This window comes from Paenibacillus sp. 2TAF8 (assembly GCF_052114825.1).
GTDB lineage: Bacteria > Bacillota > Bacilli > Paenibacillales > Paenibacillaceae > Paenibacillus.
In genome coordinates, this window is the sequence record NZ_JBFRFN010000001.1 from 128,296 (window position 1) to 140,384 (window position 12,089).

Here is a 12,089-nt window from a genome sequence, read left to right on the forward strand (position 1 = left end):
AGGCTTGCGCAAGAAATTACATTTCGACAAGAGTGGAGTGCAGTGTATGAAAAGAAGTTCAACATCTGGACAACAAAATGCTACGTTCATTCAGCGCTTGCTTCATCGGGTGAACAAGAAACGAATCAAATGGTCTGCGGTTTACCTAGCTACAGCTGGAGCACTGCATCGTTTATTGGTCGAGGGACGTCGCAGACGAGCAGCCGTGAAAAAACAACAGCGAGACTTGCCTCTCAGCGTATTGAAATCGATGAAACTTGAGCCAGGGGATATTGTGTACACGCCAAGTTCGGAGTCAACTTATTATGCCGGCCATATGGGCATTATTGGTCTGGACGGAAAGGTGTATCATGTGCACCCTTACGGGCCCGTTTTTGCCGATACATTGGACTGGTACCTTACCCGTTTTTATCAAGGAGATCGCTTCATTGTGTACCGCTCCAAGCTCCGTCAGGTGGGATCTCGGGCGGCGGAATGGGTGCATGAACATTATCAACAGGTGAAGTACTACCGTTTGCAAACAAACCTTCTCAGCATAGAACGAAACTATTGTTCCAAATTTATATATCAGGCGTATAACTTCACATCCGGATTGGATCTGTGGGAGCGAAAGTTTGTTAAACATAAGCAGGGATTCATCTACCCGTTCCGAATTGAGCGTTCATCAGATCTGGACGTACTAGGCACATTTTATAAATGATACAATTAAAAACCGGCTTGACAGCTGTTTCTCGGAATACGGAGGACAGGTGTCGTTGGTTTTTTTTTAATATGTACTGAGATTAAAACAGGAAAAACACTCAAAACGTCGAATAAAATATGAGATCGGCACGCACAACTTGGAATCGTATTTACATAACAGTTGCTCAATTTCCCAGGTCAAGAAAAAAACGACTACAAGGTAGGCGAACAAGAAAGAGTGAAGCGAATATGAAATGGCTGGGCTTCTTACGAAGGTTTCGGCAACAGCAAAACGTAGTGAAGCTATCGGACTACACCCCAAAAAAGGAAAGGAGGAACTACTGTTCCATTTGCAGGAAAGATGTGAAAAGTGTTGTTTATTATGCTGCTCCGCAGGGAAATGTTACAGGTGTATGCAGTACTTGTAAGTCCTTGGCTGACGAAAGAGGTATGTTTCCCATTTAATAAGAAGAAATGCGCTCAGGGAACAACATTATTTTGATTTATGCGCGTTTTTGTAGTACATTAGCAAATGTATTCGAAGGAGGATTCTAATGTACTCAGGAAGACAAGACGATACTTTATACATCATGACCTACACCTTAAATAGCGGTATCAAGGGTACGGTTCCACTGTCTAATAAGCAGATTGTTGAATGGCTCGACTGTTATAGAAATGAGAGACGCTTCGTAACGGAGATCGGCAAAGAGTTTTTTGGATTAAATGCAGGTTTGGTTGCAGACTTCAAGGTTCAAAATCATTTATCCGATTATCAACAGACGATCATGCCTACGCAGCAGCAGGATAACCTGGAACGTCTATCCAGTGCTTATAAATCCACCGAGCTATTAATGAAGATTGATTGTAAATGCGGCACCGCCTATGTAACGGAATCTCCTTATAAGCGTACGAAATGGTATTGTACTAAATGTAAAGAGATTGTATTCCTGGATGCCAAAAAAGGTATGGTAGAAACGTCACGTGGCGACGCATATTACATGACCAACAAATATTTTGTTTCCCGTGACTAGCGGGAAGTGATTTGGAGAGCATCGCATACAGCGGTGCTTTTTTGTGCCTGCTTCTTTAATGGCAGTGGAGGTCAAGGGAATGTTGATGATATCATTGCAATAAAAAAAGCCCAATATGGGCTTTGGAGCTAGGTAGTGCATTATGACGGGCATTCCACTTTGTGAGGAGGAATGAAGCAGCAGCGGCAGCGGGGCTCGTAAGCCTCCGAATCGCCAATCATGACAACCGGACCCAATGTAACGGGTTCCCCGTTGACAATTCGCTGTGTGAAAGCTGCATCCGGGCTGCCACAGACTGCGCAGAACGCAGATAGTTTCTCGATATCATCGGCCATGGCAAGCAGGCCGCCGATATATCCGAATTCTTTTCCGCGATAATCCATGTTCAGTCCATCAACAATCACATGTTTGCCACAGTAGGCCAGTTCGGAGACAAGTTCCATAATTGCACTACTGAAAAATTGAACTTCATCGAAGGCAACAACATCGGCATCTATCGTCTGGTTCAGAATGGTTTCTACCGATTCCGGCGTTAATTGCCGGGGAATGGAATGAGCAGGCAATCTGTAACCGATCCGGCTTACGATCTCATCCTGAGCGAAGCGATCATCCTCGGCTGGTTTGTAGGCAACGACCTTTTTACGGCCAAATTGAATAAGTTTCTGACAACGGCGAATAAGTTCACCGGATTTTTCACTGAACATGGGTCCAGTAATTACGGTAATACGTCCAGTTTGCACGGTGCTGCTACCCCTCTCGCATACGGAATTCAAAAAAAGCGACCATTACAGATTAACACATCTTCTTTGGAAAGAGCTAGAACTAATATAAAGCAGTTTGTGTTACGATATGTATGGTTACAATGCAGGTTTAGAAACTTGGAGTCACTGGATTTAACTGAAAAGAGGTGTTACAAATGAACGAAGTATTAACCTCACTGAAGCAGCGTTATGAGGATTTGAATAAAGCGGGCAAGCTGGATGATGCTGCGCAGGCATTATTTACGGAACTGCTGACAGAAGCTGAACGTCTACAGGCCAGCAATCTTACACTACGCAGAACGATTCTTAAATCCTCATCGAAGGAGTCGCGTATGTCTACCAAACTGCGGGATGCCTTATATGAATGAGGTTTGCAAATGATGTGGAAATCACTCTTCATTCTCTTCTGTAATTGCCTGTCTTTATGTAAAATAGAAGGAAACAAAAAGCCCGGAATCATGAACTGCTTCCGGGTGTTTCCATCTGTTCAGGTTGTTTTTTTGAGCGGAAACGGGGTCCTACATAATTGCGTTTGCGGTCGCGAAACAGAATCCAGCCGCCCAGAAAACTCATGCCTGCTGCAAAAAGTACAAGCCCGCCCAGGAAAGAAAGCCACTGGAAGCCGGGAGCAATCAGGTCATTTCCATGCTCAGCATAATATAGGAACAGGGCATCTTTCATCATCAGAAAACCCTTCATGGCCATTAATCCGGGGATGACGAGTATAAGTATGGCGAGGAATCGCGCAAAGACTATTTTTGTATTCATGAGCATTATACCCTTTCTGCCAGAGTAGACATAAAATAAAGGTTACGCTTACAGGGAATCCCTGCTTATATCATAGCTTGGATTGTATTAACTTGTCCATGCGAGAATGGTCAAACTTTGAGTTGACTGCGCAAGGAGAGTACAATGGCATATATAGGGTATGCAAGATATTAAGGTACCATAGGTCATTTTATTATTTTTTATATAAGTTGAACTATTTTTTACACATTAACGGAGAGGACAGAAAAAGCCTGGAAAAACGAAGTGTTCGCCTTTAACTCCGGATTTTCTCCTTTTGAAAAAGGGATGTGAAAAATCTGGGGATAACAGCGATTGAAAGGTTATTCTGTCATCGTAGTGGGCTGTGTAAAGCTCTAGTTCAACTTATATAGTTCAAAAAAATGAGCATATAGAGGAGAACATAGAGATGCCAATACCATGTGATGTTGCCGTACTAGGCGGAGGAACGGGAGGATACGTTGCTGCAATACGTGCCGCTCAGCTAGGTAAAAAGGTCGTTATTATTGAAAAGGACAAGCTTGGTGGAACGTGCCTGCATCGTGGCTGTATTCCAAGCAAGGCGCTACTGAAGAGTGCCGAAATGTACGCCGAGATTCAAGACAGTGAGAGCTATGGCATTGAGACGACGGGAGCAACCTTGGTGTTCCCCAAAGTTCAGGCACGTAAAGACGCGATTGTGGAGCAACTTCATCAGGGCGTTCAATATTTAATGAAAAAAAATAAAATTGAGGTTATACACGCGAAAGGGCGCGTAATCGGGCCTTCCATCTTCTCACCGCAGAGCGGAGCAGTGGCTGTAGAGTTCGAGGATGGTGAGATGGACACGGTTGTTCCAACCAATCTGATTATTGCTACCGGCTCACGTCCGCGTGTACTGCCGGGTCTTGAGCCGGATGGAAAATACATCATGAGCAGTGATGAAGCTCTTCGCATGGACGAGCTGCCTGCTTCAATCCTCATTGTGGGTGGCGGTGTAATCGGCCTTGAATGGGCCTCCATGCTGAATGATTTTGGCGTAAGTGTGACAGTAGTTGAGGCGGCGGCTCATGTGCTCCCTGCAGAAGATGAGGATGTGGCCAAAGAGATGCAGCGTTTGCTTGGTAAACGGGGGGTGCGTTTCTTGACTGGCGCTAAACTGATGACGGATAGCTACCGCATAGAAGATCAGAATGTGAACATTGATGTGCAGCTTGCGGGAGATAAGGTCGAAACGCTGACTGCTGAAAAAGTGCTCGTGTCTGTTGGACGTCAAGCTAACGTTGAAAATATCGGACTTGAGAACACGGATATCAAAGTAGAACGCGGTTTTATTGCAGTCAACAAATATCTGCAAACTGGAGAAGGCCATATCTATGCGATTGGCGACTGCATTGGCGGATTACAGCTTGCACATGCCGCAAGTCACGAAGGGATCCTGGCAGTGAATCATCTGGCCGGGGAGAGTGTACATCCGGTTGAAGCACATCGTATCCCGCGTTGCGTATATACACGTCCGGAAGCGGCTAGCATTGGCTTTACGGAGAAGGAAGCCAAGGAACGCGGACACGAGATCAAAACCGGCAAGTTTCCGTTCCAGGCAATCGGCAAGTCCTTGATTCACGGAAGTCGTGACGGATTCGTGAAGGTGATTGCGGACGCCAAAACGAATGATATTTTAGGAGTACATATGGTTGGCACCCACGTTACGGAACTCATTGCTGAGGCCTCATTGGCACAGATGCTGGATGCAACGCCATGGGAAGTCGGGCAGACCATTCATCCGCATCCTTCATTGTCGGAAATCATGGGCGAAGCGATGTTAGCCGTGGACGGAAAAGCAATTGGAATGTAAGCCAAACAGCCGAGTGAGAAAGGTACTTTCCTTTTTCGGGTAAAAAGGATTATAATAAGGTTAAGCCAAGTCTTAGTACCAGGTTATAAGAGTGGGTAGTAAGACTTGCAAAAGGCTCTGATTAAAAGGAGGTACCTCATATGAGTTCACAAGGTACTGCAGACGCGGTTCATCGACATCAACAGCTGGGACTTAGCGATGGAGAAGTTTTAGATATGTACAAATACATGCTGCTTGCACGCAAGTTTGACGAGCGTTGCTTGCTCTTGCAGCGGGCCGGCAAAATTAACTTTCACGTATCCGGTGTAGGTCAGGAGGCTGCGCAAGTCGGTGCGGCTTTTGGTCTAGATCGGGACCACGATTATTATTTACCTTATTATCGCGATTACGGTTTCGTTATGGCCGTAGGCATGACACCGCGTGAGCTGATGCTGTCTGCATTTGCGAAGGCGGAAGATCCAAACAGTGGCGGACGGCAGATGCCAGGTCACTTTGGTCACAAGAAGCTGCGTATCGTTACAGGCTCTAGTCCGGTTACTACGCAGGTTCCTCATGCGGTTGGCTTTGCTCTTGCTGCCAAAATGCAGAAGAAGGAATTTGTTTCTTTTGTTACCTTTGGTGAAGGTTCAAGTAACCAGGGAGATTTTCATGAAGGGGCAAACTTTGCAGGTGTGCACAAGCTGCCTGTCATCATTATGTGTGAGAATAATCAATATGCGATTTCCGTTCCGATCCACAAACAGCTTAGCGGCAAAATTTCTGATCGTGCCCTGGGTTATGGTTTCCCAGGATTGCGTGTAGATGGCAATGATGCACTTGAGGTATATGCGGCAGTGAAGGAAGCGCGCCAGCGTGCCATCGCAGGAGAAGGACCAACACTGATTGAAGCGATGATGTATCGTCTGTCCCCGCACTCCACTTCGGATAATGATCTGGCCTATCGGACCAAGGAAGAAGTTGAGGAGAACTGGAAAAAAGACGGCGTGCTTCGCATGAAAAATTACTTGATCGAATGTGGCATCTGGGACGAAGCCCGGGATGCGGATCTGGCTTCCCAGCTCGCGCTGGAAATGAAGGAAGCAACTGAATATGCAGACAACGCGCCATATCCGAAACCTGAGGACACACTGACGCATGTCTATGCGGACAGCGAAGAAGGGGGACGGTAATCATGGCAATGATGGAATATATTGATGCAATCCGTCTCGCAATGAAAGAAGAGATGGAGCGGGACGAGAATGTATTCGTTCTTGGCGAGGACGTCGGTGTTAAAGGTGGTGTGTTCACCACTACCAAAGGACTGCAGGATCAATTTGGCGAGATGCGTGTCATGGATACGCCTTTATCTGAATCTGCGATTGCGGGTGTTGCCATCGGTGCAGCAATGTACGGCATGAAGCCGATTGCGGAAATGCAATATTCGGACTTTATGTTACCGGCAACAAATCAAATTATAAGTGAAGCGGCCAAAATCCGTTATCGCTCGAACAATGACTGGAGCTGTCCAATCGTTATTCGTGCACCAATCGGCGGTGGTATCTTTGGTGGACTTTACCACTCCCAATGTCCGGAATCGATTTTCTTTGGTACACCGGGACTCAAAATTATTGCGCCTTACTCGGCGTATGATGCCAAAGGATTACTTAAAGCGGCTGTCCGCGACCCGGATCCTGTACTCTTTTTTGAAAATAAAAAATGTTACAAGCTGATCAAGGAAGATGTGCCGGAGGATGATTACATTGTTCCAATCGGAAAGGCCAATGTCCTCCGTGAAGGTGCCGATATTACGGTCATCGGGTACAGTCAGCCACTGCATTTTGTCATGCAGGCTGCTGAGGAGTTAGAACGTGAAGAGGGTATCACGGCACATGTACTGGATCTGCGTACGCTGCAGCCGCTYGATCGTGAAGCGATTATCGCTTCAGCTCGTTTGACGGGCAAGGTGCTGATTGTACACGAAGATAACAAAACGGGCGGTGTAGGTGCAGAGGTGGCGGCGATCATCAGTGAGGAATGTCTGTTTGATCTGGATGCGCCTATTCAGCGTCTGTGTGGTCCAGACGTACCGGCGATGCCAATCAGTCCTACGCTGGAGAAATTTTATATGCTAAGCAAGGATAAAGCCAAAACAGCCATGCGCGAACTTGCAGAGTATTGATCGATAAAGATAGAACAAAGTTTGGAGTGATAAATCAATGGCTGAACGTATGAAATGGATTGAGGTCATTATGCCGCAACTCGCGGAATCGTTGGTTTCGGCTACCATAGCCAAATGGTTAAAAAAACCGGGTGACCGTGTGGAGCAGTACGAGCCGATCTGTGAAGTCATTACAGATAAAGTGAATGCCGAGATACCGTCTACGGTGGATGGCATTATGGGTGATCTATTGGTGGAAGAAGGAACGACCATTGCGGTAGGTGAGGCCATCTGCCGCATGCAAGTTGCTGCTTCGGATGAAGACACCGCTGAACAAGTGACACCTGCTGCAAGCCAGGAGCAGCAATCGCAACAAGCCCAGGTACAGCGTAATGCAGGACAATCTCCAGTTGCCGGATCTAACGCAGCGGCATTTGATCCGAATCAGCCGATGCGCCATCGCTATTCTCCTGCGGTGCAGTCCTTGGCAGCAGAACATGGATTGAATCTGCAGCATGTTCAGGGAACAGGGGCTGGCGGCCGGATTACACGTAAAGACGTGCTTTCTTATGTTGCACAGGGCGGACAGGCAAATACAGTATCAGCATCCGTACAAACATCTAATGTTGCTGCACAGGCTTCATCGTCTTCCCCGTTTAGCGGAATCAGAGATACTGGTGCAACTACGTCAACAATAGCTACGAACGGCGTAGCAGGACAGACACTTCCTGCATCTGATGCGGGCGTTCCTGTGCGTCATTCTGGAATCCATCTGACCGAAAGTCCGAAAATTCCACAGATTGAAGTGGAAGGCGGCGGACAGGGAAGATCAGAATATTTTATCGATGTTACTCCGGTACGTAATGCCATAGCGCGTAATATGCGTCAAAGTGTATCTGAAATCCCTCATGCGTGGACCATGATCGAGGTGGATGTAACCAATCTCGTTATGTTGCGCAACAAATTGAAGGATGAGTTCAAACGGAAAGAGGGCATTAACCTGACCTATCTTTCGTTTATGATGAAGGGTGTCGTCAATGCGATTAAAGATTACCCGATCATGAACTCAGTATGGGCTGTTGATAAAATTATTGTGAAGCGGGACATTAACTTGTCCATGGCTGTAGGTACAGAGGATTCTGTGCTTACACCGGTCATCAAACAGGCCGATCAGCGTAATATCGCAGGTCTCGCTCGTGAGATTGATGACCTGGCTCGTAAAACCCGTGAAGGCACGCTGAAGCTGGATCATATGCAGGGTGGTACATTTACGGTGAACAATACAGGTTCCTTTGGTTCCATCCTGTCCCAGCCAATTATCAATTACCCACAGGCGGCTATCCTTACATTTGAGTCCATTGTGAAAAAACCGGTTGTCATTAATGATATGATCGCAGTGCGGTCCATGGCTAACTTGTGTCTTTCTCTGGATCACCGGATTCTGGATGGCGTTATCTGTGGACGGTTCCTGCAACGTGTTAAGGAAAACCTCGAAGGCTACAACATGGAAACAAAAGTGTATTAAGTTTATGATAGAATGACGGGAAAGTGTATGTGCCTCAGGCCGTGCACTTTTCTGGCTGTCTAGAGACGGGCGTATCTTCATATATTAAACCATGGGCAGAAGGATGTGGGGAAACATGGGCAAACCGCTGAATGTGGCATACATACCGATGCTTGATTATGAAGCGGCATGGAATCTTCAGAAATCAATTGTGCAGCAGCTGGACGAAGGCGAAGGTCCTGAACAGATGTTGCTTTTACAGCATCCGCCAACCTATACCATTGGTTCACAGAACCATCCGGAGCATCTGCTTTGGAGTGAGGAAGAGTTGAAAACACAGGGCATCTCCTTGTTTCAAATTGATCGCGGCGGTGATATTACTTATCATGGACCGGGTCAATTGGTAGGTTACCCTTTGTTAGTACTTGGTCGGGATGAGGAACTGGATCTGCATGCTTACTTGCGTAAGCTGGAGCAGGTGATGATCGATTATCTCGCCGATCAGGGCGTTGAATCCGAGCGTAAAGAGGGATATACAGGCGTATGGATCGGTGATTTGAAGATTGCAGCCATCGGCATCAAGTTTAATCGGTGTAAGCATCGACGTGGATTTGTGACGAGTCACGGGTTTGCTTTTAACATTACCTCAGGCATTCAACATGCCGGGTTTCAGGGCATTATTCCATGCGGAATTGAACAGTATGGTGTGACTTCTTTGGAGGATATTACGGGGAAGTCATACACAGTGGAACAGGTGGCCCGGAATATTGTACCTTATTTTCAGCGTATATTCCCATATGATCTGATATGGAGTACAGAAAAAGAAGCCCTCCAACGTCTGTAGACAGCGCGTTAAGAGAGCTTCAGATCAGGGTGACTATCCAAACAGTAACGGTTCCAGTGCGATGAAAAGAGTGGAGCCAACCATAGCTGCCAGCATGAGATAGATCACAATTTTGAACCATTTCTTATTTTGCATGAAGAGAGAACTCCTTTCAGAACTTTTGAACAAGCCATAGTACCTGTATTGTACCGTATCTACGATAGGGAGGAAAGTCTAATGATTAATGAACAGCGTGTGATTCAGCATTTTATGGATCTGGTGCAGATTGATAGCGAAACAAAAAATGAACAGAATATTTCCAAGGTGTTAAAAGAACAATTCGCGGGTCTTGGTCTTCACGTCTATGAGGACGATACAATGAACGAGACAGGGCATGGCGCGGGCAACCTGGTCGTTACACTGGAAGCTTCAGGTGTGGAAGGTGTAGAGCCGATGCTCTTCACGTGTCACATGGACACCGTAACCCCCGGACAGGGGATCAAACCGGAACTTGGCGAGGACGGATGGATTCGCAGTGATGGCACAACAATTCTGGGAGCGGATGACAAGGCGGGCATTGCGGCTCTGTTTGAAGCCATTCGTGTTATTCAGGAGAACAACATTCCGCATGGCAAAATTCAGTTTGTGATTACGGTCGGAGAAGAGTCTGGTCTTGTCGGTGCACGAGCAATGAATCCAAAAGATATCGATGCTTCCTTTGGTTATGCGCTGGATTCTAATGGAGCGGTGGGTACGATCTGCGTGGCTGCTCCAGCAAGAGCCGAAATTGAGATGAAAATCTATGGCAAGTCAGCACATGCCGGCGTGAATCCGGAAGATGGAATCAGTGCCATTCAGGTTGCGGCCAAAGCCATTGCAGCAATGAAGCTTGGACGCATTGACGACGAAACGACAGCGAATATCGGCAAATTCCAAGGTGGCTCTGCACTGAACGTGGTATGTGACTTTGTTCAGATCGATGCGGAGGCTCGCAGTATTGTGCAAGAGAAAATTGAACAGCAAATTGCCCAAATGCGTGAAGCATTGGAGACGACATGTCGCAAATATGGTGCAACCGCAGAGTTCCGTAGTGAGATTAAATATCCTGCATTTGGCTTCCATGACGACCATGAGGTAGTGCAACTTGCCCAGCGTGCGATTAGAAGCCTTGGTCTGGAAACAAGCACATTTGCTTCTGGCGGTGGCAGTGATGCGAACATTTTTAACGGGTTCGGCATTCCGACGGCGAATCTGRCTGTAGGGTATGAAGATATCCACACGACCAAAGAACGCATTCGCGCAACAGACATTGTGAAGTTGTCCCAAGTCGTTATCGCGATTGTGCAGGAAACGGCAAAAGGCAAATGAGCATTGATCTATTTTAGATGATGTAATTGGAGCGTCGGTTGAAAAAAAGAAATGAAAGTCCGAATTCGGTGCAGGCCGGGTTCGGACTTTTTGAACAATGGTGAAGCTTCTAGCCTTTGCGTCCAGCAAGCATGTCGCTTAGTTTGGTTTCTGGGCCCCATTCACGCATCCACTGTCTAAGGATAAGCTGTATTTGTCTGGCTTGTCCGACCACATGCGCAGACTGAGGTGTGAGATAACTTTTCATTAGGTGAGTCCCCCTTGGTTCTCGCTGTACGTATTAGACTTGTACACACGATAAAATTCTTATAGGCTCACCATATGCCCTGAATCACTACTTTATACATTCTGGTTCAATTGAAAGAATTTTTTACACATCAACGGAGAGGACAGAAAAAAGCTGGAAAAGCGAAGCGGTCGCCTTTATCCCCGGATTTTTCCCTTTGGATAAGGGAATCAAAAAAATCTGGGGATAACAGCGATTGGAAGTTTATTCTGTCATCGGAGTGTCCGTGTAAATCAACTCGGCTCAATTGAACTCAACACACATTAAAAGGAGCTGAATTACACATGAAATCCAAAACATCTGCTGCATCTATCTATGCACCTCAACCTGCGAATCCCAAGCTTGACGAAGTGACGGTATCCACCAAGCCGATCTTTGAGGGCAAAGTGATCTCACTTCAGGTAGACACAGTGAAGCTGCCAAACGGGCAGACGGCTACCCGAGAGATTATCAAACACCCAGGAGCGGTTGCGGTGCTGGCATTGAAGGGAGACCGCATGCTGGTCGTGGATCAATACCGTCAGGCGATGGGTCGTACCGAAGTAGAAATCCCCGCGGGTAAGCTTGACCCGGGTGAACAGCCTGAAATTGCAGCCGCCCGTGAATTAAAGGAAGAAACGGGATATACAGCCAAGTCGCTGCGACATCTCCGATCTTTCTACACCTCACCAGGTTTTGCGGATGAGATCATTCACCTGTATATCGCCGAAGAGTTGGAAGCTGGAGAAATGGCTCTGGACGAGGACGAGTTTCTTGAAGTATCCGAACTTACGCTGGAGGAAGCGTACAAGCTGATGGACGAAAATCGAATCAGTGATGCCAAAACGATGATGGCTGTGTATGCCTGGGATATTTACAAAACAACAGGACGGTTTTAA

At 46.8% G+C, this 12,089-nt stretch carries 14 protein-coding genes; 10 read left to right on the plus strand and 4 right to left on the minus strand.

Annotated features, from left to right (window positions below; translation table 11 throughout):
• Positions 1 to 46 precede the first annotated feature (46 nt).
• Positions 47 to 700, plus strand: a complete 654-nt coding sequence (locus tag AB4Z30_RS00630; RefSeq protein ID WP_441922271.1) for a hypothetical protein — start codon at positions 47 to 49, stop codon at positions 698 to 700.
• A gap of 535 nt (positions 701 to 1,235) precedes the next feature.
• Positions 1,236 to 1,712: a hypothetical protein gene (locus tag AB4Z30_RS00635; protein ID WP_090922478.1), complete on the plus strand. Its 477-nt coding sequence runs from the start codon at positions 1,236 to 1,238 to the stop codon at positions 1,710 to 1,712.
• A gap of 140 nt (positions 1,713 to 1,852) precedes the next feature.
• On the opposite strand, the gene AB4Z30_RS00640 is transcribed toward AB4Z30_RS00635, so the two are convergent.
• Positions 1,853 to 2,452, minus strand: a complete 600-nt coding sequence (locus AB4Z30_RS00640; protein ID WP_090922476.1) for a thymidine kinase — start codon at positions 2,450 to 2,452, stop codon at positions 1,853 to 1,855.
• 176 nt (positions 2,453 to 2,628) lie between these two features.
• Here AB4Z30_RS00640 and AB4Z30_RS00645 point away from each other — a divergent pair, with 176 nt between their 5' ends.
• Positions 2,629 to 2,841, plus strand: a complete 213-nt coding sequence (locus AB4Z30_RS00645; RefSeq protein ID WP_441922273.1) for a hypothetical protein — start codon at positions 2,629 to 2,631, stop codon at positions 2,839 to 2,841.
• 88 nt (positions 2,842 to 2,929) lie between these two features.
• Here AB4Z30_RS00645 and AB4Z30_RS00650 read toward each other — a convergent pair whose 3' ends face one another.
• A complete protein-coding gene (locus tag AB4Z30_RS00650; protein ID WP_441922275.1) occupies positions 2,930 to 3,247 on the minus strand; it encodes a DUF2627 domain-containing protein in 318 nt (105 codons plus the stop codon).
• A 421-nt stretch (positions 3,248 to 3,668) separates the two neighbouring features.
• Between AB4Z30_RS00650 and lpdA the strand changes: the two genes are divergently transcribed.
• From lpdA to lipB, 5 genes are all read left to right on the plus strand, one after another.
• Entirely contained in the window at positions 3,669 to 5,093 is a 1,425-nt protein-coding gene (gene lpdA / locus AB4Z30_RS00655) for a dihydrolipoyl dehydrogenase (RefSeq protein ID WP_441922277.1), read from the plus strand.
• Between the two features lie 140 nt (positions 5,094 to 5,233).
• Positions 5,234 to 6,262, plus strand: coding sequence for a thiamine pyrophosphate-dependent dehydrogenase E1 component subunit alpha (locus tag AB4Z30_RS00660; RefSeq protein ID WP_441922279.1), 1,029 nt, complete (start codon positions 5,234 to 5,236; stop codon positions 6,260 to 6,262).
• A gap of 2 nt (positions 6,263 to 6,264) precedes the next feature.
• Positions 6,265 to 7,251, plus strand: coding sequence for an alpha-ketoacid dehydrogenase subunit beta (locus AB4Z30_RS00665; RefSeq protein ID WP_441922281.1), 987 nt, complete (start codon positions 6,265 to 6,267; stop codon positions 7,249 to 7,251).
• Between the two features lie 37 nt (positions 7,252 to 7,288).
• Complete coding sequence (locus tag AB4Z30_RS00670) at positions 7,289 to 8,755, plus strand: dihydrolipoamide acetyltransferase family protein (RefSeq protein ID WP_441922283.1); 1,467 nt, start codon at positions 7,289 to 7,291, stop codon at positions 8,753 to 8,755.
• A gap of 115 nt (positions 8,756 to 8,870) precedes the next feature.
• Positions 8,871 to 9,578 (plus strand): lipoyl(octanoyl) transferase LipB, encoded by a 708-nt coding sequence (gene lipB, locus AB4Z30_RS00675; RefSeq protein ID WP_441922285.1) that lies wholly within the window; start codon positions 8,871 to 8,873, stop codon positions 9,576 to 9,578.
• Between the two features lie 33 nt (positions 9,579 to 9,611).
• On the opposite strand, the gene prli42 is transcribed toward lipB, so the two are convergent.
• Positions 9,612 to 9,713: a stressosome-associated protein Prli42 gene (gene prli42, locus AB4Z30_RS00680; protein ID WP_090922458.1), complete on the minus strand. Its 102-nt coding sequence runs from the start codon at positions 9,711 to 9,713 to the stop codon at positions 9,612 to 9,614.
• Between the two features lie 81 nt (positions 9,714 to 9,794).
• Here prli42 and AB4Z30_RS00685 point away from each other — a divergent pair, with 81 nt between their 5' ends.
• The gene (locus tag AB4Z30_RS00685; protein WP_441922287.1) at positions 9,795 to 10,925 is read left to right on the plus strand and encodes a M20/M25/M40 family metallo-hydrolase; all 1,131 of its coding nucleotides are present in this window, start codon (positions 9,795 to 9,797) and stop codon (positions 10,923 to 10,925) included.
• Between the two features lie 109 nt (positions 10,926 to 11,034).
• Here the strand turns inward: AB4Z30_RS00685 and AB4Z30_RS00690 are convergent, their stop codons facing one another.
• Positions 11,035 to 11,172 carry a Z-ring formation inhibitor MciZ gene (locus AB4Z30_RS00690; RefSeq protein WP_441922289.1) on the minus strand — a complete coding sequence of 46 codons (138 nt, stop codon included), beginning with the start codon at positions 11,170 to 11,172 and terminating at the stop codon, positions 11,035 to 11,037.
• Between the two features lie 323 nt (positions 11,173 to 11,495).
• On the opposite strand from AB4Z30_RS00690, the gene AB4Z30_RS00695 reads away from it, so the two are divergent.
• Positions 11,496 to 12,089, plus strand: a complete 594-nt coding sequence (locus AB4Z30_RS00695) for an NUDIX domain-containing protein (protein WP_441922291.1) — start codon at positions 11,496 to 11,498, stop codon at positions 12,087 to 12,089.

What these genes read in the sequence shown, in the direction of transcription:
- AB4Z30_RS00630 (WP_441922271.1), top strand. Translation starts at nt 47, where the DNA reads ATGAAAAGAAGTTCAACATCTGGACAACAAAATGCTACGTTCATTCAG.
- AB4Z30_RS00695 (WP_441922291.1), top strand. Translation starts at nt 11,496, where the DNA reads ATGAAATCCAAAACATCTGCTGCATCTATCTATGCACCTCAACCTGCG.
- lipB (WP_441922285.1), top strand. Translation starts at nt 8,871, where the DNA reads ATGGGCAAACCGCTGAATGTGGCATACATACCGATGCTTGATTATGAA.
- AB4Z30_RS00650 (WP_441922275.1), bottom strand. Translation starts at nt 3,247, where the DNA reads ATGCTCATGAATACAAAAATAGTCTTTGCGCGATTCCTCGCCATACTT.
- prli42 (WP_090922458.1), bottom strand. Translation starts at nt 9,713, where the DNA reads ATGCAAAATAAGAAATGGTTCAAAATTGTGATCTATCTCATGCTGGCA.
- AB4Z30_RS00635 (WP_090922478.1), top strand. Translation starts at nt 1,236, where the DNA reads ATGTACTCAGGAAGACAAGACGATACTTTATACATCATGACCTACACC.
- AB4Z30_RS00660 (WP_441922279.1), top strand. Translation starts at nt 5,234, where the DNA reads ATGAGTTCACAAGGTACTGCAGACGCGGTTCATCGACATCAACAGCTG.
- AB4Z30_RS00690 (WP_441922289.1), bottom strand. Translation starts at nt 11,172, where the DNA reads ATGAAAAGTTATCTCACACCTCAGTCTGCGCATGTGGTCGGACAAGCC.
- AB4Z30_RS00645 (WP_441922273.1), top strand. Translation starts at nt 2,629, where the DNA reads ATGAACGAAGTATTAACCTCACTGAAGCAGCGTTATGAGGATTTGAAT.
- lpdA (WP_441922277.1), top strand. Translation starts at nt 3,669, where the DNA reads ATGCCAATACCATGTGATGTTGCCGTACTAGGCGGAGGAACGGGAGGA.
- AB4Z30_RS00670 (WP_441922283.1), top strand. Translation starts at nt 7,289, where the DNA reads ATGGCTGAACGTATGAAATGGATTGAGGTCATTATGCCGCAACTCGCG.